This is a genomic window from Streptomyces sp. BF23-19, assembly GCF_041106355.1.
Taxonomy (GTDB): Bacteria; Actinomycetota; Actinomycetes; order Streptomycetales; family Streptomycetaceae; genus Streptomyces; species Streptomyces virginiae_A.
Genome location: NZ_JBGBPT010000089.1, coordinates 7,885 through 30,134 on the forward strand (window position 1 = coordinate 7,885; position 22,250 = coordinate 30,134).

General features: G+C 72.5%; 15 protein-coding genes. 9 read left to right on the top strand and 6 right to left on the bottom strand.

Features of this window, described 5'->3' with window-relative positions; translation table 11 throughout:
- The 3 genes from AB8A24_RS35465 to AB8A24_RS35475 all read right to left on the bottom strand — a co-directional run.
- Positions 1-4,733, bottom strand: a 4,733-nt coding sequence (locus AB8A24_RS35465; RefSeq protein ID WP_369478560.1) for an Ig-like domain repeat protein, incomplete at its 3' end; no start/stop codon positions are given.
- A gap of 551 nt (positions 4,734-5,284) precedes the next feature.
- A complete protein-coding gene (locus AB8A24_RS35470; RefSeq protein WP_327738328.1) occupies positions 5,285-5,440 on the bottom strand; it encodes a hypothetical protein in 156 nt (51 codons plus the stop codon).
- A gap of 190 nt (positions 5,441-5,630) precedes the next feature.
- On the bottom strand, positions 5,631-5,918 hold the full coding sequence (locus tag AB8A24_RS35475) for a hypothetical protein (protein ID WP_328960952.1): 288 nt from the start codon (positions 5,916-5,918) through the stop codon (positions 5,631-5,633).
- 449 nt (positions 5,919-6,367) lie between these two features.
- Here AB8A24_RS35475 and AB8A24_RS35480 point away from each other — a divergent pair, with 449 nt between their 5' ends.
- The 4 genes from AB8A24_RS35480 (at position 6,368) to AB8A24_RS35495 (ending at position 11,079) form a co-directional block, all read left to right on the top strand.
- Positions 6,368-7,192, top strand: a complete 825-nt coding sequence (locus tag AB8A24_RS35480) for an inositol monophosphatase family protein (protein ID WP_328960951.1) — start codon at positions 6,368-6,370, stop codon at positions 7,190-7,192.
- Between the two features lie 100 nt (positions 7,193-7,292).
- On the top strand, positions 7,293-8,711 hold the full coding sequence (locus AB8A24_RS35485) for an NAD(P)/FAD-dependent oxidoreductase (protein ID WP_266377531.1): 1,419 nt from the start codon (positions 7,293-7,295) through the stop codon (positions 8,709-8,711).
- A complete protein-coding gene (locus AB8A24_RS35490; RefSeq protein ID WP_369478561.1) occupies positions 8,711-9,232 on the top strand; it encodes an O-acetyl-ADP-ribose deacetylase in 522 nt (173 codons plus the stop codon). Before AB8A24_RS35485 ends, AB8A24_RS35490 begins: the two co-directional genes overlap by 1 nt.
- 164 nt (positions 9,233-9,396) lie before the next feature.
- Positions 9,397-11,079 carry a sigma-70 family RNA polymerase sigma factor gene (locus AB8A24_RS35495; RefSeq protein ID WP_369478562.1) on the top strand — a complete coding sequence of 561 codons (1,683 nt, stop codon included), beginning with the start codon at positions 9,397-9,399 and terminating at the stop codon, positions 11,077-11,079.
- 105 nt (positions 11,080-11,184) lie between these two features.
- Here the strand turns inward: AB8A24_RS35495 and AB8A24_RS35500 are convergent, their stop codons facing one another.
- Positions 11,185-11,670, bottom strand: a complete 486-nt coding sequence (locus AB8A24_RS35500; protein WP_030714587.1) for an Lrp/AsnC family transcriptional regulator — start codon at positions 11,668-11,670, stop codon at positions 11,185-11,187.
- A 135-nt stretch (positions 11,671-11,805) separates the two neighbouring features.
- On the opposite strand from AB8A24_RS35500, the gene AB8A24_RS35505 reads away from it, so the two are divergent.
- From AB8A24_RS35505 to AB8A24_RS35520, 4 genes are all read left to right on the top strand, one after another.
- Positions 11,806-12,783, top strand: a complete 978-nt coding sequence (locus AB8A24_RS35505; protein ID WP_328960947.1) for a DMT family transporter — start codon at positions 11,806-11,808, stop codon at positions 12,781-12,783.
- Positions 12,776-14,029, top strand: a complete 1,254-nt coding sequence (locus AB8A24_RS35510; RefSeq protein WP_369478563.1) for an aromatic amino acid transaminase — start codon at positions 12,776-12,778, stop codon at positions 14,027-14,029. Before AB8A24_RS35505 ends, AB8A24_RS35510 begins: the two co-directional genes overlap by 8 nt.
- A 354-nt stretch (positions 14,030-14,383) precedes the next feature.
- A complete protein-coding gene (locus AB8A24_RS35515) occupies positions 14,384-15,487 on the top strand; it encodes a molybdopterin-dependent oxidoreductase (RefSeq protein ID WP_369478564.1) in 1,104 nt (367 codons plus the stop codon).
- A 139-nt stretch (positions 15,488-15,626) separates the two neighbouring features.
- Positions 15,627-17,693 carry a SpoIIE family protein phosphatase gene (locus AB8A24_RS35520; RefSeq protein WP_369478565.1) on the top strand — a complete coding sequence of 689 codons (2,067 nt, stop codon included), beginning with the start codon at positions 15,627-15,629 and terminating at the stop codon, positions 17,691-17,693.
- A gap of 40 nt (positions 17,694-17,733) precedes the next feature.
- Here the strand turns inward: AB8A24_RS35520 and AB8A24_RS35525 are convergent, their stop codons facing one another.
- Both AB8A24_RS35525 and AB8A24_RS35530 read right to left on the bottom strand, forming a co-directional pair.
- Positions 17,734-20,541, bottom strand: coding sequence for a SpoIIE family protein phosphatase (locus AB8A24_RS35525; RefSeq protein ID WP_369478566.1), 2,808 nt, complete (start codon positions 20,539-20,541; stop codon positions 17,734-17,736).
- Positions 20,538-21,533, bottom strand: coding sequence for a GlxA family transcriptional regulator (locus AB8A24_RS35530; RefSeq protein WP_266481589.1), 996 nt, complete (start codon positions 21,531-21,533; stop codon positions 20,538-20,540). The genes AB8A24_RS35525 and AB8A24_RS35530 overlap by 4 nt, the downstream gene beginning before the upstream one ends.
- A 106-nt stretch (positions 21,534-21,639) precedes the next feature.
- On the opposite strand from AB8A24_RS35530, the gene AB8A24_RS35535 reads away from it, so the two are divergent.
- Positions 21,640-22,218 (top strand): cysteine hydrolase family protein, encoded by a 579-nt coding sequence (locus tag AB8A24_RS35535; RefSeq protein WP_328960941.1) that lies wholly within the window; start codon positions 21,640-21,642, stop codon positions 22,216-22,218.
- Positions 22,219-22,250 lie beyond the last annotated feature (32 nt).

A 22,250-nucleotide genomic window follows, 5' to 3' on the forward strand; every position in this document is an offset into this window, starting at 1 on the left:
TTCAGGGGCACCGTCGTGTTCAGTCCGCCGGGGCCGGTGAAGGTGACGGTTCCGGTGGGGGTGCCGCTGCCGGGTGCCACTGCGGTGACCGTGGCGCACACCGTCACGGACTGGCCGCACACCGAGGGGTTGGGGGTGACCGTCACCGACACCGCACTGGCCGCCTGGTTGACGGTCACCGGCGCAGTGCCGGTCGACGAGGAGAAGCATCCCGCGCCGTTGTAAACGGCCGTGACGGTGCCGCTGGTGAGGCTGCTGGTGGTGACGCAGGCCGTGCCGCCGGCGTTCAGGGGCACCGTCGTGTTCAGTCCGCCGGGGCCGGTGAAGGTGACGGTTCCGGTGGGGGTGCCGCTGCCGGGTGCGACTGCGGTGACCGTGGCGCACACCGTCACGGACTGGCCGCACACCGAGGGGTTGGGGGTCACCGACACGCTGGTGGTGCTGGCGGCCTGGTTGACGGTCACCGGCGCGGTGCCGGTCGACGAGGAGAAGCATCCGTCGCCGTTGTAGACGGCTGTGACGGTGCCGCTGGTGAGGCTGCTGGTGGTGACGCAGGCCGTGCCGCCCGCGTCCAGGGGCACGGTCGTGTTCAGTCCGCCGGGGCCGGTGAAGGTGACCGTTCCGGTGGGGGTGCTGCCGGCCGCTCCCGTGACCGTCGCGCACACCGTCACGGACTGGCCGCACACCGAGGGGTTGGGGGTCACCGACACGGTGGTGGTGCTGGCGGCCTGGTTGACCGTCACGTCGAACGGACCCTCCGAGCCGGCGAAGCAGGTGTCACCGTTGTAGGTGGCCGAGTACGTGCCGCTGGTGAGGCTGCTGGTGGTCAGGCAGGCCGTGCCGCCTGCGTCGAGCGCCAGTGTCACGTTCAGTCCGCCGGGGCCGGTGAAGGTGACGGTGCCTGTGGGGGTGCCGCTGCCGGGTGCGACCGCGGTGACGGTGGCGCACACGGTCACGGGCTCGCCGCATACCGAGGGGTTGGGGGTCACCGTTACCGAGACCGCGCTGGATGCCTGGTTGACGGTCACCGGCGCGGTGCCGGTCGACGAGGAGAAGCAACCGTCGCCGTTGTAGACGGCGGTGACGGTGCCGCTGGTGAGGCTGCTGGTGGTGACGCAGGCTGTGCCGCCGGCGTCCAGGGTCACGGTCGTGTTGAGTCCGCCGGGGCCGGTGAAGGTGACGGTTCCGGTGGGGGTGCCGCTGCCGGGTGCGACCGCGGTGACGGTGGCGCACACCGTCACGGACTGGCCGCATACGGACGGGTCGGGGTCCACGGTCACCGAGACCGCGCTGGATGCCTGGTTGACGGTCACCGGCGCGGTGCCGGTCGACGAGGAGAAGCAACCGTCGCCGTCGTAGACGGCCGTGACCGTGCCGGTCTCCAGCTCGGTCGTGGTCAGGCAGGCCGTGCCGCCGGCGTCCAGGGGGACGGTCGTGTTCAGCCCGGCCCCGGTGAAGGTGACGGTTCCGGTGGGGGTGCCGCTGCCGGGTGCGACCGCGGTGACCGTGGCGCACACCGTCACCGTCTCGCCGCACACCGACGGGTTGGGCTCCACCGTCACCGAGACCGTGCTCGACGCCTGGTTGACCGTCACGTCGAGGGTGTCGGTCGATGTGGTGAAGCATGCGTCGCCGTTGTAGACGGCTGTGACGGTGCCGCTGGTGAGGCTGCTGGTGGTGACGCAGGCTGTGCCGCCGGCGTCCAGGGGTACGGTCGTGTTGAGTCCGCCGGGGCCGGTGAAGGTGACCGTTCCGGTGGGGGTGCCGCTGCCGGGTGCGACCGCGGTGACGGTAGCGCAGACCGTCACGGTCTCACCGCACACCGAGGGGTTGGGGTCGACGAATACGGTGGTGGTGCTGGCGGCCTGGTTGACCGTCACGTCGAAGAGACCGTCCGAGCCGGCGAAGCAGGAGTCGCCGTTGTAGGTGGCCGAGTACGTACCGCTGGTGAGGCTGCTGGTGGTCAGGCATGCGGTGCCTTCTGCGTCCAGCGTCAGTGTCACGTTCAGTCCGCCGGGGCCGGTGAAGGTGACCGTTCCGGTGGGGGTGCCGCTGCCCGGCGCGACTGCGGTGACGGTGGCGCACACCGTCACGGTCTCGCCGCACACCGACGGGTTGGGCTCGACCGTCACCGCCACCGTGCTGGCCGCCTGGTTGACCGTCACGTCGAAGGTGCCCGTCGACGGCAGGAAGCAGGTGTCACCCGTGTAGGTGACGGTGACCGTGCCGGTCTCCAGCGCGGTCGTGGTGACGCAGGCCGTGCCGCCTGCGTCCAGCCCCGCGACAAGAGTGCTGCCGTCGGGCAGCAGGAAGGTGACGGTTCCGGTGGGGGTGCCGCTGCCGGGTGCCATTGCGGTGACGGTGGCGCACACGGTCACGGTCTCGCCGCACACCGACGGGTTGGGCTCCACCGTCACCGACACCACGCTCGACGCCTGGTTGACGGTCACGTCCAGTGAGCCCGTCGACGGCAGGAAGCAGGTGTCACCCGCGTAGGTGACGGTGACCGTGCCGGTCTCCAAGGCGGTCGTGGTGACGCAGGCTGTGCCGCCTGCGTCCAGGGTCACCGTCTCGTTGAGCCCGCCGGGGCCGGTGAAGGTGACGGTTCCGGTGGGGGTGCCGCTGCCGGGTGCGACCGCGGTGACCGTGGCGCAGACCGTCACGGCTTCGCCGCAGACCGACGGGTTGGGCTCCACCGTCACCGACACCGCACTGGATGCCGGGTTGACCGCCAGATCCACGGTGCCGGTGGACGAGGAGAAGCATTCATCGCCGTTGTAGGTGGCGGTGACCGTGCCGGTCTCCAGTGCGGTCGTGGTCAGGCAGGCTGTGCCGCCAGCGTCCAGGGTCACGGTCTCGTTGAGCCCGCCGGGGCCGGTGAAGGTGACGGTTCCGGTGGGGGTGCCGCTGCCGGGTGCGACTGCGGTGACCGTGGCGCAGACCGTCACGGCTTCGCCGCAGACCGACGGGTTGGGCTCCACCGTCACCGACACCGTGCTCGACGCCTGGTTGACGGTCACCGGCGCGGTGCCGGTGGACGAGGAGAAGCATCCGTCGCCGTTGTAGGTGGCGGTGACCGTGCCGGTCTCCAGTGCGGTCGTGGTCAGGCATGCGGTGCCGCCGGCGTCCAGGGTCACCGTCTCGTTCAGTCCGCCCGGGCCGGTGAAGGTCACCGTTCCGGTGGGGGTGCCGCTGCCGGGTGCCACTGCGGTGACCGTCGCGCACACGGTCACGGACTGGCCGCATACCGAGGGGTTGGGGTCCACGGTCACCGATACCGTGCTCGACGCCGGGTTGACCGTCACGTCGAAGGTGCCGGTCGATGAGGAGAAGCATCCGTCGCCGTTGTAGACGGCCGTGACGGTGCCGCTGGTGAGGCTGCTGGTGGTGACGCAGGCCGTGCCGCCGGCGTCCAGCGTCACGGTCTGGTTCAGTCCGCCGGGGCCGGTGAAGGTGACGGTTCCGGTGGGGGTGCCGCTGCCGGGTGCGACTGCGGTGACCGTGGCGCACACCGTCACCGTCTCGCCGCACACCGACGGGTTGGGTTCGACCGTCACCGACACCGTGCTCGACGCCTGGTTGACCGTCACCGGCGCGGTGTTGGTCGACGAGGAGAAACATCCGTCGCCGTTGTAGGTGGCGGATACCGTGCCGGTCTCCAGCGCGGTCGTGGTGACGCAGGCCGTGCCGCCGGCGTCCAGGGTCACCGTCTCGTTCAGTCCGCCCGAGCCGGTGAAGGTCACCGTTCCGGTGGGCGTGCCGCTGCCCGGCGCGACCGCGGTGACCGTGGCGCACACGGTCACGGTCTCGCCGCAGACCGACGGGTCGGGCTCCACCGTCACCGAGACCGTGCTCGACGCCTGGTTGACCGTTACGTCGAAGGTGCCGGTCCCGCTCGCGTAGCACTCGTCGCCGCCGTAGACGACGGTGACCGTGCCGGTCTCCAGCGCGGTCGTGGTGACGCAGGCCGTGCCGCCGGCGTCCAAGGTCACCGTCTGGTTGAGTCCGCCGGGGCCGGTGAAGGTCACCGAGCCCGACGGATTGCCGACGCCCGAGGAGACCGGTGCCACGGTGGCGCAGAGCGTCACCGACTGACCGCACACCGACGGGTTGGGCACCACCGAGACCGTGACCGAGACGGGCGCAGGGTTGACGACGTGGAGCGTCAGCGGGGAGTTCGACCCGTTGAAGTCCGCGTCGCCGGTGTAGAAGGCGGCTGCCTGGTGGAGGCCGACGTCCAGGCCGCTGAAGCTGACCTGCGCCTGCCCGTTTATGGCCACGGGGGCGGTCAGCACCGGACCGTCGTCGCTGACGATGAAGGACACCAGCCCGGTGGGAGTTCCCGCGCCCGGCGGAACGGGGGTCACCTGGGCGGTGGCGGTCACCGTCTCTCCGCAGACCGAGGGTTCGGGAGCGAAGGCCAGCGTGGTGGTGGTGTTCGCGAGCGTGACCTCCTGGGTGTCCGCGCCCGTGGACGGGTCGTACTCCGCGTCGCCGGAGTAGTTGGCCTCCATCCCGTGGAGACCGACCTCCAAGTCGCTGGTCGTGTACTGTGCCGTGCCGCTCATGTCGAGCGGCACGGTCACGACGGGCGTGCTGTCGACGACGAACTCGACGCTGCCGGTCGGGGTGGGGCCGGCGACTTCCGGCTGGACGGTGGCGGTGAAGGTGACCGACTGTCCGAAGACGGACGGATCCGGTGCCGAGGTCACGGTGGTGGTCGAACTGGCCATGCTGTGGCTCCCTTTCGGATGACCCGCGGAAGCAGATGAATCTCTTCGCCGGTATGGCGCCTGGCGGAGCACGGAACGCATGGGAAAACACTGGTGGGACGTTCCGTTAAGAGCCCTTGTCCACGCGGAGTCGGGGACATCACCTGCTGATATCAGCAGTAGGCCTTCCGGTTGAGGACTTCGGCTAGACGGGTGAACAAAACGCCACTCGTTCGGCTCAGCGCACTCAGGCGCGCGAGAGGCGATAAACCCGGATTATGCGGCGCCTTGGTGCACTCTCGCGAGAGGAAAGGTTTCCCTTTCGGTCGTTTTCCCGGGCACATAACTGGGCGGTGCCGGGGGTGTACTCACGCTCTCAGGACAGTCTGGCGGACTCACGGGCGGAAGAGAAAGGATTCCGCGCTGAGTGAATCATGTTATTCCTTCGCGGCATTTGCAATACCAGGGGTGCCACGGCACGCCGCAGCCCCCCGGTGCACCGGCTGTCCGGTGCGCCGAGGGGCTGCTGGTGGGGGCGTCGCCCTTCCGGCGGTCCGCCGGGGTGGGCGGGCCTACGGGCGGACCGCCGTGATGGAACCTTGCCCGCCCGCCCTCTTGTTGGCGGCGTCGGCCTCCTGCCGCGTGGGGTACTGGCGCGTGACCCCGTTGGGGAGGACCAGCCGGTAGACGAGCGTGGACCGGCTGGCGCGTCCGCAGTTGCATGCCATGGTCTTCCTCCTTCTGTTCGGCCGCTCCGGCGGCCGGTCAAGGGGGAGGGCCGGGGGAGTTCCGGGGCAGGACCGAGCCCCCGGCTCGTTCCCTTTACCCTTTATCCCCGGGCGCCGCACGCCGACACTCGCCGCCGTATAGTCATATTTATACGTGGCGGCGATGATGGGGACTATTCCAACGTGCCGGTCAGTCAAGCCAGTTGGCGGCGAGGCCGGTGAGGTAGGAAAGGGTAAGCGCCGTGGCGCCCGCCTGGAACCATGTTTCCTCGCCGGCCCAGTGGGCGAGCACGGTGACGGCGCCCGCGACCCAGATGCTGACGCACCATCCACAGGTGACCAGGTAGGCCGGGTGGGAGTCTTCGCCGAAACGGTCGGCGATCCGGGAGCGGAACCCCGCGGCGAGTGCGTCCTTGGTGACGAATCGCGTGACGCGACAGACTGTGCCGAGCGACAGGAGGAAGATCAGCGCACTCATGGAATTCATCGTAGGGTTTCCGCGCTCCTCCTCTCTCGCGTTTTCCCGAATCCGGTGGGAGGGCCGGATCGGCGGGGAATGCCGGGAAGTGCCTGCGTGCCGCGCGGAAGATTTCGAGTCAAGTGAGGCGGTTGTGTCGCCATGTGGCTTGTGGTGTGGCCCTGCGCCTAGCCGGATCGTTTATTCATGACGTCTTCGGCATTTCGGGAGGCCGCGGGCGGCGGCCGAAGCGGACGCTCGCAGGGGTGTGGAAGCCGATACCTCAATGCCGAACAGCGGATCGCCGCCGGAGCGTGCGCGAAGGCGGCATGAGCGGACACGGGGCGACGAAGGTCACCGCGGGGGACCTGCCTTCCCCGGGGCCGGTTCACCCCCTGGACACCCGGTGTCCAGGGGCCGGTACGGGAATGGCAGTGGGGTTTGTCGGTCGGGCGTGCTTTGCTGGAGGCATGATCGATGAGTTCCTGGCCCATGGCCTGTCCGATGTGGAAGAGGCCGTCCGCAAGGCGGCGGCGATCGAGATCATGCCGAGATTCAGGCAGCTCGCCGAGCACGAGGTCGACGAGAAGAACGGCCCCCACGACCTGGTGACCGTGGCCGACCGCCAGGCCGAGGAGTACCTCACGGCCGCCCTGACGCGGCTGCTGCCCGGCTCCGCCGTGGTCGGCGAGGAGGCCGTGCACGCCGACCCCGGGGTGTACGCGGCGCTGCGCGCGGACGCCCCGGTGTGGATCGTCGACCCCGTCGACGGCACCCGTCAGTTCGTGAACGGCGACCCCGCGTTCTGCACCCTGGTAGCCCTGGCCCTGCGCGGGGAGATCCTCGCCTCCTGGACCTTCGCCCCGGCACTGGAGGAGCTGGCCACCGCCGTGCGCGGGCAGGGCGCGTACCTCAACGGCGAGCGGATCCGAAGCGGTTCGCCCGAGCCGGGCGCCGCGCTGCGGGTCGCCATCGCCCACCCGCTCTACACGAGCGACGAGAACAAGCGGACGCTGGCCCGACTGGACGTCCCCGGCGTCGCGGCCCGCCCCTGCGGCTCGGCGGGCCTGGAGTACCTGAAGGTGGCCCGCGGCGAGATGGACGGCCTGGCCTTCACCTGGCCCTCGGCCTGGGACCACGCGGCCGGGCTGCTGCTGGTCGCCGAGGCCGGCGGCACGCAGAGCACGGTCGACGGGGTCCCCTTCCGGGTGGACCGCGACAACGCGCTGCCGTTCGCGGTCGGGCGTGACGAGGCCACCACCGTACGCATCCGGGAGCTGCTCCGGGGCGTCTGACCGGGTCCGGCGCGGTCCGGGGCGGTCCGGCCGGTCCGGACGGTCCGGGCGGCGGAATATCCTGGGGGCGCAGGCGCCGCCGGAGACGAAGGAGTCGCAAGTGCCGTCGATTCTCGATGTGGTCGTGGTGGGGGCGGGGCCGAACGGGCTGACGGCCGCCGTCGAACTGGCCCGGCGCGGCTTCTCGGTGGCCGTCTTCGAAGCCGCCGACACGGTCGGCGGCGGTGCCCGGACCGAGGAACTCACCCTTCCCGGCTTCCGGCACGACCCCTGCTCCGCGGTGCACCCGCTCGGCGCCGGCTCGCCGGTCTTCGCCACGATGCCGCTCAAGCGGTACGGGCTGGAGTGGCTGCACGCCCCGCTGCCCATGGCGCACCCTTTCGACGACGGCACGGCCGCGGTCCTGTCCCGCTCGGTCGCGGAGACGGCGGCGTCCCTCGGGCCGCGCGACGCGGGCACCTACCGGCGCCTGGTCGGGCCGTTCCTCGGCAAATGGGACACCCTGGCCCGGGACTTCATGTCCCTGCCGAGCACCGCGCTGCCCCGTGACCCGCTCACGCTCGCCCGCTTCGGGCTGGCCGGACTGCCGCCCTCCACCTGGCTCCTGAGCCGCTTCCGCGACGAACGGGCCCGCGCGCTGTTCGCGGGCCTCGTGGCCCACGTCATCGCCCCGCTCGGCGGTATCGCCACCAGCGCCGTGGGCCTGGTCTTCGCGCTGGCCGCGCACGCGAACGGCTGGCCGATGCCGCGCGGCGGCTCCCAGTCCGTCTCCGACGCCCTCGCCGGATACCTGCGCGACCTCGGCGGGACCATCCACACCGGCTTCGAGGTCAAGCGGCTCGACGACCTCCCGCCCGCCCGCACCTACGTCTTCGACACCTCGCCGACCGCCCTGGCCCGCATCGCCCGCCTGGGGCGCGCCTACGACGGCTACCGGTACGGCGCCTCCGTGTTCAAGCTCGACTACGCGCTGGACGGCCCGGTCCCGTGGACGGCCGAGGCGCCGCGCCGCGCCGGCACCGTCCAGATCGGCCCGCGCGCCCGCGACATCGACGCCGCCCTACAGCTCGCCTCCGGCGGCCGGGCCCCGCGCGCCCCCTTCCTCATCACCGCGCAGCCCACCCTCGTCGACCCCGGCCGGGCACCCGAGGGCAAGCACGTGTTCTGGGCGTACGGACATGTCCCCGCGGGCTGGGACGGCGATCTCACCGAAGCCGTCGAGTCCCAACTGGAGCGTTTCGCCCCGGGCTTCCGCGACCTCGTGCTCGCCCGCGCCACGGCCGGCCCGCCCCAGCTCGCCGCCCGCAACCCCAACTACGTCGGCGGCGACATCGCCTGCGGGGCCGCCTCCGGCCTCCAGCTCCTGCTGCGCCCCAAGCTCTCCCTCACCCCGTACACGACGGCCCACCCGGCGGTCTTCCTCTGCTCCTCGGCCACCCCGCCCGGCCCGGGCGTGCACGGCATGTCCGGGCACAACGCCGCCAAAGCGGTGTGGCGGCACCTGCGAAAGGGCTCCTGATGACCCGAATCACCCTGGTCCTCGGCGACATCACCGCGGAGAAGGCCGACGCCGTCGTCAACGCGGCGAACTCCTCACTGCTCGGTGGCGGAGGCGTCGACGGCGCCATCCACCGGCGCGGCGGGCCGGAGATCCTCGCCGCCTGCGAGGACCTGCGGCGTTCGCACTACGGCAAGGGTCTGCCGACGGGCCGAGCCGTGGCCACCACGGCCGGGCGGCTCGCCGCCGGGCACGTCATCCACACGGTCGGCCCGGTCTGGTCGCGCGACGAGGACCGCTCCGCGCTGCTGGCCTCCTGCTACCGCGAGTCGCTGCGGATCGCCGACGAGTTGGGGGCCCGTACGGTCGCCTTCCCGGCCATCTCCACCGGCATCTACGGCTGGCCGATGGACGACGGCGCCCGGATCGCGGTGGAGACCGTGCGCGGCGCCCGTACCGAGGTCGAGGAGGTGCGGTTCGTGCTCTTCGACGACGCGGCGTACCAGGCGTTCGCCGACCGGGTCCGCGCCGCACAGCACTAGGAGCCGTCGACCCACGCGTGCGCGAAGGCCAACTGCCTTGCGCGGGCTCCGGACGACGACGCGAATATCAGTTTTTCGATGTCGGATGGATCACGTTTACAGAAGTCGTGGGTCGGTTCGACAATGGCGCGCATCTCCAACGGCTTTTCGAACAAGGGTTGCTCATGCTCAGTGGACGCTCCAGCCTTGTTTCCGCGCCCGACCACGAACTGACGGCATCGATACGCAAGGGCAAGGGCGCGGACCAGGAAGCCGTCAGGATTCTCTACGAACGGCACTGGCGGAGTGTGTTCCACTACGCGCGTAGCTGCTGCCGCAGTGCGCACACCGCGGAGGACCTCGCCTCCGAGGCCTTCGCCCGGACGCTGGAAGCCGTCCGGGACGGGAACGGCCCCGAATCCGCCTGGCGTCCTTACCTGTTGACCGTCGTGCGGCGTACGGCGGCGCAGTGGGCGGCGTCGGAGCGGCGCACCGAGCTCTCCGAGGACTTCGAGCGCTGGTGCGAGAAGCATCTGGGCCTCGCCGACGCCGAGAGCTCCGAGGACCGCATGCTCCGCCACGAGGACCGCCAGTTGGTGTTGCGCGGGTTCCGCTCGCTGCCGGAGCGCTGGCAGGCGGTGCTCTGGTACTCGGAGGTCGAGCGGCAGCCGGCGAGCACGGTCGCCCGCCTGCTCGGGCTGAGCCGCAGCGGCGTCTCCTCGCTCAACTCCAGGGCCCGGGAGGGGCTGCGCGAGGCGTACCTCGCCGCGCACCTGCGGCGCACCGGCGGGGACGAGGAGTGCCGGCGCTACGGCTCGCTCCTCGCCGCGTCCGTACGCAAGCCGGAAGCCCAGGTCAAACGGTTCCTCGCGGCCCACCTCGACTGCTGCCCGACGTGCCGTCGGGCGGTGCGGGAGCTCACCGACCTGAACGAGCGGATCGGTGCCGTCCTTCCCGTAGGGGTCCTGCTGTGGGGTGCGGAACGGTTCCTCTCCGGTGGTACGGCCGCGACCGCCGTCGCCGGGAGTGCGCAGCCGCTCGTTCCGGCCGTGCCGGATCCGACGGTCACCGGTTCGCTGCCGGCCCACGGGCTCCACTGGGGGGCCGGAGCGGCGGCCGTCGCCGTCACCGGCCTGGTCGTCGCCGTCCTGGCTTCCGGCCCTCCGCCGGCGAGGTCCGAGCCCGCCGTTCCCCGCGCGGTCGCCCCGTCCGCCATGGCGCCGGCGGCCGCCCCGGTGCCCACGTGGACGGAGGGTCCCCGCCCCACGGAGGCGCCGACCCCCACCGCCGTGGCCACCCCCGTGACCACGGGAGTGGCCACCCCCACCACGGCGGCACCGACCGAGCCGCCCGTCGGAGCCTGGGTACCGGCTCCGCGCGACCGGACGAGCATGCGGATCGCGGCCACGGGCCGCTGCATCGAGATCCCCGGCGCGACGACGGCGTCCGGCGTCCAGCCGCGCGAGGCGGGCTGCGACGGCAGTGCCGCGCAGCAGTGGGACGTACTCATGCCGTACCAGGGGGACCGCGGACGGCTGCAGCTGCGCAACACGGCGACCGGGCTCTGCCTGCGGGGTTCCGGTACGAAGGTGGACGGAGCACCGGTCGTCCAGCAGGCCTGCGACGCGCACGACCGTCGCCAACTGTGGCGGCTCCACTCCAGGAACGGGACCTCCGGAGGCTTCTTCGACCAGGACATGGCCATGATCCTGGGTCTGTCCGACTGGTGCGAGGCCGCGACCGGCCGACCCCACAGCCCGCGTATCGCCACGAACCACAACTACTACAACTCGCCCGCCTTCTCGATCCGGTTCGACGGCGTCCTCTTCGACGACCGGGTTCCGGAGGTGAGCTCCCGCAGGTCCTGACGGGGTTCCGGAGGCGATTTCCCCTGCCGGATTCCACCTGTTCGACGACAGGTGCGGGCCGGGGATCTCTCCTGCGCGGCGCTGTCGGCCCGCAGGGCGCAGCGGTCAGCGCGGCGAGCGCCGGGACCCGCCAGGGGCGGGCCGCGGGTAGGTCCGGGACTGCTTGACACTGCCGAACGCGAAGCTCGATTCGATCGACGCGATCCCGGGGATCGCGTGGATCCGGTGGCGCACCAGGGATTCGTAGGCCTCCAGGTCCTCGATGACGACCCGGAGCAGGTAGTCGCTGCTGCCCGCCATCAGGTAGCAGTCCTGGATGTGCTCGATGACCGCGACGTGCTCCTCGAACAGCCGCACCGCCTCCGCCGTGTGGCGCTCCAGCCGGATCCGGACGAAGACGGTCACCGGGAGGCCGAAGGCGACCTGGTCGACCATGGCCGTGTAGCCGCGGATCAGGCCCGCCTCCTCCAGCCGCCGGACCCGGCGCAGGCAGGGCGACGGCGACAGCCGGACGCGGTCGGCGAGGTCCTGGTTGGACAGGCGCCCGTCGGCCTGCAACTCCCTGATGATCTGCAGATCGACTGCGTCCATGGCCACTCCTTGGCAGAATCTGCCTCAAACGTATGTCCGAGAGGCAGAACTGGCAATCGGCTGCCCCGCCCCACGCTCTAGCGTTGCCCAGGCACGGACCGGATCGGTCCGGGTCTCAGAGGCTGGAGCACTTCCTTGGTCGCGACGAACACCATCCGGGCGACCCTGCCTCCCGATGCGGCGGGCCCGCGGGCCGGACACCCCGGCCGGCGCGGGCTCTCCCCACAGGCCGAGGGCATGCTGGCCCTGCTCGTCACCGTGTCGATCTGGGCGGCCTTCGCGCTCAGCGCCCGGGCCCTGAGCGGTTCCTCCCTGCTGCCCGCCGACGCGGCCCTGCTGCGCTTCGGCGTCCCCCTCGTCGTCCTGTTCCCCGCCCTGTGGCGGCGCCGGCGTGCCATCGCCGCGGTGCGTCCGGGCCCCGCGGTGAAGATCATCTGCGGTGCGGGGGTCCCGTTCTTCCTGGCCGCGATGCACGGCGGCGCCCTGACGTCCGCCGCCTTCGTCGGCTCCATCGTCCCCGGCATGGTCCCGCTGTTCGTCTCCGCGATCATGATCCGCCGGGGTCACGGCGTCCCCCGGGGCACCCAGGCCGCCGGGCTCGCCCTGATCGCGGCCGGTGTGGCCGCCCTCGTCTGGCGCTACGTCGTCCCCGTCGACACCGACGTACTCGCCGGCGCCGGCACGCTCCTGGTGGCCAGCGGCCTGTGGGCCCTCTACACCGTCGGGCTGCGCGAGGTCGACCTCGACCCCATCGGGTCGATCGGACTGCTGTGCCTGCCCTCCTTCGCGGTGATCGGCGTCCTGGTACTGACCGGGGTGCTCCCCACCGGCATCGCGCACGCCGCGGGCAGCGACATCGCCCTGTTCCTCGTCGTGCAGGGGCTGGGCGTCGGCCTGTGCGCGGGCCTGCTGTACGCCTTCGCCATCCGCCGCCTGGGAGCCGAGCGCAGCGCCGTCGTCGGCAGCCTCAGCCCCGTCGCCGTCGTCCTGCTCGCCATTCCGCTGCTCGGCGAGACGCCGACCCTCGCCGTCCTCGTAGGCGTCCCCCTGATCACCGCCGGCGTCGTTCTCGCCAACCGCCGCCCACGACCCGAGGTTCCCGCAGATGCTTGAGCTCCTCCCCACGCCGCCCACCGACCCGCTGTGGGACCTGACCTACGAGTTCGGCGGCGACGAGCGGCCCGAACGCCTCAACCTCGTCCTCGGCGTCTACCGGGACCAGACGGGCACCACTCCCGTCATGACCGCCGTACGCGAGGCCGAGATCAGGCTGGCCGAGCGCTCCGACTCCAAGGAGTACCGCGGGCTCTCCGGCAACGCCGCCTTCAACCGCTCCCTGCTGGAGCTGGTCCTGGGCCCGGCCGGCCCCACCGACCGGGCCGCGGCCGTCCAGACCGTCGCGGGCTCCGGCGCGCTGCGGCTGCTGGCCGACCTGATCTGCCGGACCCGCCCGGGCACCACGGTGTGGATCAGCGATCCGGCCTACGTCAACCACCGACCCATCCTCGAGGCCGCCGGGCTGCGCGTGCGCACGTACGGCTGGCGCGACGCCGAGGGCGGCTTCGACACGGCCGGGGTGCTGCGGGAGCTGGCGGACGCGCAGCGGGACGACGTGGTCCTGCTCCAGGGCTGCTGCCACAACCCCACGGGCGTGGACCCGCTGCTGGACGACTGGGAGGCGCTCGCCGAATCGGCCGCCCGCAACGGCTGGGTGCCCTTCGTCGACCTCGCCTACCACGGCCTCGGCGACGGCCTGGAGGCCGACCTGCTGCCCACGCGGATGCTGGCGGCGCGGGTACCGGAAATGCTGATCGCGGTCAGCTGCTCGAAGAACTTCGGCCTCTACAGCGACCGCGTCGGCTGCGCCATCGTGCTCGGCGCCTCGGACCGGGCCGTCCGGCACGCCGAGACCGCCCTGCAGAACGCCGCCCGGACCCTCTACTCGATGCCGCCCGAGCACGGTGCGGCCGTCGTGACCACGATCCTGGAGGACGAGGGGCTGCGGGCCGCATGGCGGGCCGAGCTGGAGGTCATGCGCGGCCGGATCATGGACAACCGCGCCGACCTGGTCGCCCACCTGAGCGCCCTCGGCTGCGCGGAGCAGGCGCGCTCGCTCGCCCGCCAGAAGGGGATGTTCTCCATGCTGCCGCTGTCCGCGCAGCAGATGCTCCGGCTGCGCAGGCAGTACGCCATCTACGGCACGACCTCGGGGCGGATCAACATCGCGGGCATCCCGGCACACCGGATCCCCTGCCTCGCCCGGGGCATCGCGGGAGTCCTGGACACGGCCGACGCGCCCCGCACCCTGGCCACTCTCCCGCGGCAGCAGTCCGGACCGGCCGCCGCCCTGCAGGCGTAAGGGAGCCCTGGGGCAGTCCTGGGGCAGTTCTAGGGCAGTTCTGGGGCAGTCCTCGGGCAGGGGAGCTCGGGGCCGCGCGGGACATGACAGTCCCCGGCAGTCCGTCGATTCCATGAGCCATCCGCCGTCGCCGATGGCTCCCCTGGTCGACAAGTGCTGCCGGGGGCCTGGCCAGAGCCTGGACAAGGGTCACGCGGGCCTGAGGACGTCTCCAGAGGGAGGTGCGGCTCTTTCCGGTTATCCGGTGTATTGACCATTTTCCTCCCAATTCGCACCTGGTCAAGGCTCTGTACGGACGTAGTCTGTAAAGAAATCCGCGTCGCGCTCCGCACGAGCCCGACGGAAGGTGCTGCCATGACCACATGGCCCGTTCCACGAGCCGCCCCAGGGCCCGGCGCCACGATCTGGGCGCCCGAAACGGTCACCGCGGACCCGTACAACGCCCAGACCCCCGCGGCCGCGCTGGCCGAGCCGGTCACCCCCGTAGGAGCCTTCTTCGTACGCGACCACTTCGGCATCCCCCGGATCCCACCCGGCCGCTGGCGGCTACGGATCGGCGGCGCCGCGGCCGCAGCCCCCTTCACCCTCGGCTACGAAGAGCTCCTCGCGACGGAGCACCGGGAACTCGACGTCGTGGTGGAGTGCGCCGGCAACGGCCGCGGCCTGATGACACCCCGCCCGCCCGGCCTGCCCTGGGGCCGGCAGGCGGTCGGCTGCGCACACTTCGCCGGCGTCCCGTTCCGCCTCCTCGCCGAACGCGCCCTCATCGGACCGGCGGCCGTCGAGATCGTCTTCACCGGGGCCGACTCCGGCCCCGTGCACGGCCGCCGAGCGGCCTTCGAGCGCAGCCTCCCGCTCGCCGCGGCCCTCCACCCGGACACCCTCCTCGTCACCCACATGAACGGCGAGCCGCTCACCCCCGAGCACGGGGCACCGGTCCGCCTCGTGGTCCCCGGCCGCTACGCCGTCGCCGACGTGAAGTGGCTGGTCGGAGCCCGCGCCGTCACCCACCCCTTCACCGGTCTCTTCCAGAGCGAGCAGTACCGCTACGTGGCCTCCCGCGGCACCCCCGAGGGCCCCGTGACGAGCGTGCGGGTCACATCGATCGTCACCGAGCCCGAACCGGACACGGCCGTGCGCCGCGGCCACGACCCTCGTCCGCGGCCGCGCCGGTCGGGCGGCGGGGTACCGCTGCGCAGCGTCGAGGTGCGGGCCGAGTACGAGGACGACGACCGGCACCGCGAGCGCGGCTGGCACGAGGCCCACCTCGAACCGCCCACCGGCCCCTACGGCTGGAGCGGCTGGTCGTACCGCTGGACGCCGCAGCGGCCCGGACCGTACCGGCTGGTCTCCCGCGCCACCGACGCCCACGGCGACACACAGCCCCCGCACGCCCCGTGGAACGCCGGCGGCTACGGCTGCAACACCGTGGCCTGCGTGGACGTGGTGGTCGTATGAGCGACACGGGCGATCCAGGGACCGCACACCGCTCGCCGGTCCGCGCCCCGGTGGGGATCGACGGACACAGAGCCCCGCGCCCACGCCTCGGATAGGGTGAATCGGTAGGAATCAGGCCCCCCGGGGTGAGGTCGGTGCGTTGGACACTTACCAGGCGACGAGCGAGATGCCGGACCCGCCGGCCGCGGCGGTCGGGTACGCGGGCGTACTCAGCGAGCTGCTCCCGATCGCCCTCTGGCGGGAGGACGCCGACGGGCGCATCGTCGAGTGGTCCCTGGCCGCCCAGGACCTCCTCGGACACCGCCCCGAGGACATCATCGGCCTCCCCGGCAGCGCGATGCTCGTCCCCGAGGCCAACCACGAACTCGCCGACCAGCTGACCCGGCGCGTCCAGTCCGGCGAGACCGTCGTCGGCACCCTGCCCGTGCGCCACCGCGACGGCCACCGCGTCCCGATGGAGATGTGGATCGTCCCCGCCGCCGACCCCCAGGGCCGGACGGGGGCCATGCTCATCGCCGTGGAGACCTCCGAGGTGCTCCACATGCGGGACTCGCTCGCCGCGCTCCAGAGCCTGTTCACCCAATCGCCCATAGGCCTCGCCACCCTCGGCACCGACCTGCGGTTCCTCCGCGTCAACGACGCCCTGGCCCGGATGAACGGCGTCTCCGCCGCCGAACACCTCGGCAAACGACTCACCGAGGTCGTCCCCGGGGTCAACGCCGCCGCACTGGAGTCGATGATGCGGCAGGTCCTCGACCGGGGCACCGCCGTCGTCGACGTCCGCCGCACCGGACGGACCCCCGCCGACCCGGAGAACGACCGCACCTGGTCCTGCTCCTACGCCCCGCTGCTGGACGGCTCCGGCCGGGCCCTCGGAGTGATCGCCTCGCTCATCGACATCACCGAGGGCCAGCAGGCCCAGGCCGACGCCGAACGGGCCCGACACCGGTTCGCCCTGCTCGCCGAGGCGGGCACCCGCATCGGCACCACCCTGGACCTCCACCAGACCGCCCAGGAGATCGTGGACGTGCTGGTGCCGCAGCTCGCCGACTCGGCCGACGTACAACTGCTCGAAGCGGTACTGGGCCCCGACGAGGGCCCCGTCCCCGCGGCCTCCACACGCGGTGTCCTGCGCCGGCTGGCCGCCCACTTCCCCGACCCGACCGCCCCCACCGCGAAACTCGCCCCCGGCCAGACCTTCCAGATCCCCATGGGCACCACCTACGAGCAGGTGATCTCCGAGGGACGGCCCATGAACCTCCACCTCGCCGACATCCCGGCACTGATCACCTCCCCGCGCGCCGAGGCGCTGCGCACCTACCTCGCCACCCTGGGCTCGGCCCGCCTGGTCCCGCTCGTCGCCCGCGGCACGGTGCTCGGTGCCGTCGCCGTGACCCGCACACGCGAACGGGAACCCTTCGACGAGGAGGACCGCGTCCTCGTCGACGAGCTGGTCGCCCGGGCCGCCCTCAACATCGACAACGCCCGGATGTACACCCTCCAGCGCCAGGCCGCCCTGACCCTCCAACGCAGCCTCACCAACAACGCGCTGCCCGAGGTCACCGGCCTCGAACTCACCGGGCGCTACCTGCCCGCCAGCGACCACGACGTCGGCGGTGACTGGTACGACGTCATCCCGCTGCCCGGCGGCCGGACCGGGCTGGTCATCGGGGACGTCATGGGCCACGGGATCCACGCCGCCGCCGTCATGGGCCAGCTGCGGACGGCCGTACGGACCCTCGCCCGCCACGACGTGCCCCCGGCGGAGCTGCTCCGCTCGCTCGACGCCGTCGTGGCCGACCTGGGCGAGGACGAGATGGCCACCTGCGTGTACGCCGTCCACGACGCGGCGACCGGCGTCTGCGTGATCGCCCGGGCCGGCCACCCGCCGCCCGCCGTCGTCACCCCCGACGGGGACATCGCCTTCCTCGACGGCCCGCCCGGGACCCCGCTGGGCACGGGCGGCCAGGACTTCCGTACCGAGGAGGTACGGCTGCCCCCGGGCAGCCTGCTCGTGCTCTACACCGACGGCCTCATCGAGGCCCGGGACCGGGACCTCGACCAGGGCATGGCCCAGCTGGCGGGGGCCTTGCACCGGGTGGACCAGCCCCTGGAGGAACTGTGCGACGGGATCCTGCGGAGGCTGCTGCCGTGCGCCCAGCAGGACGACGTCGCCGTGCTGCTGGCCCGCACCCGGCCGGTGTGAGCCGCCCCCGGATCACCGGCCCGGATCCCGGACCACCGGCTCACCAGGCCAGGTCCTCCAGAGCGTCCAGGTCCAGCGGGTCCGCCGGCTGCGGCTCCGAGCCCCCGGTCAGCGGCAGCTCGGCCCAGATGACCTTGCCGCGGTCGGTGTAACGGGTGCCCCACCGGTCGGCGTACTGGGCGACGAGGAACAGCCCGCGCCCGCCCTCGTCCGTGGTCGCCGCGTACCGCAGGTGCGGTGAGGTGCTGCTGCCGTCCGAAACCTCGCAGATGAGGGTGCGGTCGCGCAGCAGCCGCACCCGCACCGGCGCGCTCCCGTACCGGATGGCGTTGGTGATCAGCTCGCTGAGGATCAGCTCGGTGGTGAAGGAGATCTCGTCCAACCCCCACGCGGCGAGCTGCGCCGCGCCCGCGTTGCGCACCCGCGAGACGGCCGAGGCCTCGCCCGGTACCTCCCACTCGGCGATCCGGTCGGCCTCCAGCCGCCGCGTGTCGGCGATCAGCAGGGCGATGTCGTCGCTCGGCACCGGGAACAGCATCGCGGCGAGCACGTCCGAGCAGGCCTGGTCGGGGCTGCGGCCGGGCCGCGCCAGAGCCTCGCGGAGCAGCTGCAGTCCGGCGTCGAAGTCCCGGTCGCGGTCCTCCACCAGGCCGTCGGTGAAGAGCACCAGCCGACTTCCCTCGGGGAGCGTGAACTCGGCGGCCTCGAAGGGCATGCCGCCGACGCCCAGGGGCAGTCCGGCCGGCAGCTCGGGGAACTCGACGTCCCCTTCGGGGCGGACCAGAGCGGGCCCGGGATGGCCGGCGCTGGCCATCCGGCACTGCCCGGAGACCGGATCGTAGACCGCGTAGAGGCAGGTGGCACCGGTGACCCCGGCCGGCTCGGCGGACCCGTCCGCGACGTCCTCGGCGGCGCCCTCCTCGGCCCCGCCCGCGAGCCCGATCCCGGTGTCGTTCTGGTCGATCCGGTTGATCAGCTCGTCCAAGTGGCCGAGCAACTCGTCGGGGGGCAGGTCCAGGGTGGAGAAATTGTGCACCGCCGTCCGCAGCCGGCCCATGGTGGCCGCGGCGTGCACCCCGTGTCCGACGACATCGCCGACCACCAGCGCCACCCGGCCGCTCGGCAGCGGGATCACGTCGAACCAGTCCCCGCCGACCCCCGCCTTCGCGGGCAGGTAGCGGTAGGCGACGTGCACGGCGTTCTGGGCGGGCAGCACCCGGGGCAGGAGGCTGCGCTGGAGCGTCACGGCCATCGCGTGCTCGCGGGTGAAGCGGCGGGCGTTGTCGATGGAGACGGCCGCGCGCGCACCCAGCTCCGCCGCGAAGGACCGGTCCTCCTCGTCGAAGGGCTCCGGGGTGTCGGCCCGCCAGAAGTTGGCCATGCCCAGGACCACGCCCCGGGCCCGGAGCGGTACGGAGATCAGCGAGTGCAGCCCGTAGTCGAGCGCCACCCGGGTGCCCTGGGAGTCCTGGGCCCGCCAGCCCATGGCCGCGTTCAGGTCGGCCGCGAGCACCGCGTGCCCGGCGTCCAGGGCCGCCGCCATGGGGGCCGTCGGCACGACGAACCGGATGATGTCGCCCACCGGCTGGAGCGGCGAGTCGGCACGTACGCCGGTGATGGCGGCCCGGCGCATCTCGGTGTAGATCCCGGTGACCAGGGAGGGCTCGTCACCGTGCAGCACCGGCTCCAGCAGCTCCACCGTGACGAAGTCCGCGAACCGGGGGACGGCGACCTCCGACAGCTCCTCGGCGGTCCGCACCACGTCCAGGGTGGTGCCGATCCGCACACCGGCGTCGTAGAGCAGCTGGAGCCGGCCACGGGCCACCTCGGCCCGGCCGGAGAGCGCGGCGAGCTCGGTGGAGTCGCGCAGGGTCACGACGCTTCCCGTGGACATGCCCTTGTACTGCGCGGTGGGCCGTACGTTGACGGCGAGCAGCCGGTCGCCCGCCAGGTGCACGTGGTCCGTCACGACCTGGCCGGAGGCGAGCAGCTCGGCGGTGCGCGGGTCGAGACCGAGGTCGGTGACGTTCCGGTTCTCGGGGTCGGGCGGCAGGCCGAGCAGCCGGCGGGCCTCGTCGTTGGCCAGGACGAGCCGCTGATCGGCGTCGATGATGACCACGCCCTCGCGGACGGCGTGCAGGACGGCCTCGTGGTGCTCGTTGATCCGGGACATCTCGGCGGCGCCCAGGCCCCGGGTCTGGCGCCGCAGCCGACCGCTGACCAGGGCGGCACCACTCGTGCCGAGCAACAGGGCCCCCGCGGCCGCGCCGAGCAGGAGCGGGAGCTGGCCCTCGACGACCTGGGAGACGTTCTCCACGTCTATGCCCGTGCCGACCAGGCCGATGACGACGCCGTCGGCGTTCCGTATCGGGACGACGGCCCGCACGGCGTCGCTGGGCTCGCCCCGGAAGGTCTCCGTGAAGGCGTGCCCGGCGAGGGCGCGGCTGAGGTCACCGGTGGCCCGTCGGCCGATCAGCTCGGGCCGCGAGTCGGTGTAGCGGATCCCGTCGGTGTTCATGACGGCGATGAAGTCGACGCCCGAGCCCCGGCGGGCGGCCTCGGCCAGCGGCTGGAGCAGGGCGGTCGGATCCGCCGAGATCAGCGCCGTCGCGATACCGGGAGCGTGCGCGAAGGCCTCGGCCGCCGCGAGCGAACGGTGCCGGGCGTCGCGCTCGCTGTCGTACCGGGCCTGGAACACCAGGGCCGACGCGCCCGCGGCGATCAGCAGGAGCACGATCATCGCCTGGAGTGCGAAGACCTGACCGGCGACGCTGTGTATCCACCGGGACAGGCGCGCGGACAGGCGCGAGCCCCACCCGGTCGGCTGGCGACCAAAACGTCCGGTCATGAGCCCTTTCTAACACTGTCCGGAGGGTTTGGTGCGGCTGCCGATGCGCAGGAGGCCGCACGGTACGCGCGAGGGCCGAGACCGACGTACGCGGTGAAGTGCTGGCGGAAGGTGACCTCACTGGCGAAACCGGCCCGCCGGGCCACCTCCGGCACCGGATGGTCGGTGCGCTCCAGCAGCTTGCGGGCCGCGTCCAGCCGGTGACCCAGCAGCCACCGGTGCGGGGTGGTGCCTGTGGCGGCGGCGAAATGCCGGGCGAAGGAACGCGGGGACATCCCGGCCCACCCGGCCATGGTCGCCACGGACAGCGGTTCGTGCAGCGAGCGCAGCGCACGCGCCCGTACGGCGGCCAACGCCTCGGCCGTCCGGTCCGCGGCCGGGACGGGCCGGTCCAGGTACTGGGCGTGGTCCCCGGTGCGGAAGGGGCCCGTCACCATGGAACGGGCGATGGCGGCCGCGGCCTCGGCACCGTGCGCCTCCCGGACCAGGTGCAGGCACAGGTCGATCCCGGAAGCCACCCCGGCGGAGGTCCACAACCCGCCGTCCTCGACGTAGAGGGGGGCGTCCTCGACCACGATCCCCGGGTAGCGGGCGGCGAGCTGCGGGGCCAGCCACCAGTGGGTGACCGCCCGGCGCCCCTCCAGCAGACCGGCCTCCGCGAGGATGAACGCCCCCGCGCACAGGGCGGCGACCGGCACGCCCCGGCCGTGCGCCTCGCGCAGGGCGGCGAGGACCGGCCCGGGCGTCGGATCGGCCGGCTCGGCCAGGGCCGGTACGACGACCAGGTCCGCGGTGGCCAACCAGTCCAGCCCCCGGTCGGGGGCCAGGGTCAGCCCGCCGGGCAGCGGGATCGGACCGGGCTCCAGGGCGCACCGGCGCAGCTCGAAGCCCGGCACCCCGGCGTGGCTGCGGTCGGGGCCCCAGACCTCGGTGATGACGGCGAGGTCGAAGCTGCGGATACCGGGCTGGACGACGATCGCGACACGGCGCATCGGGCCAGTCTGCCAGGGGGTCAGGACTGCCAGACTGGCAGGATCCCATCAGTACGGGGCTTCGTGGGCGCTGTCGGGCCCGCGGCCCGGCCGACAGCATGGAGCCATGACAACGACCGCGATCGAGATCGCCCCCAACAGTGCCCTGCTGGTCATCGACGTGCAGAAGGGCTTCGACGAGGAGTCCTTCTGGGGGCCCCGCAACAATCCGGCGGCCGAGGACAACATCGCGGCCCTGATGGACGCCTGGCAGACGGCCGGCCGGCCCGTGGTCCTCGTCCGGCACGCCTCCGTGCAGCCCGGCTCCGTCCTGGCCGCCGACCACCCCGGGTACGCCTTCAAGGACCTGGTCGAGAAGCGGAGCGAGGGGGCCCTGGTGGTCACCAAGACGGTGAACTCGGCCTTCTACGGCACGCCGGACCTGGCCGACTGGCTGACGGCCCAGGGCATCGGCCAGCTGGTGCTGGTCGGCATCCAGACCAACATGTGCGTCGAGACCACGGCCCGGATGGCGGGGAACCTGGGCTACGACGTGCTGGTCCCGCTCGACGCCACGCACACCTTCGACCTCGCCGGGCCGGGGGGCCTCGCCCTGACGGCGGACGAGCTCGCCACGGCCACCGCGGTGAACCTCCAGGGCGGTGGCTTCGCCCGCGTGGTCACCACGGCCGACCTCCTGCGCTAGCCCGGCCCGAACCAGCCTCGCCGGCGTTTGAG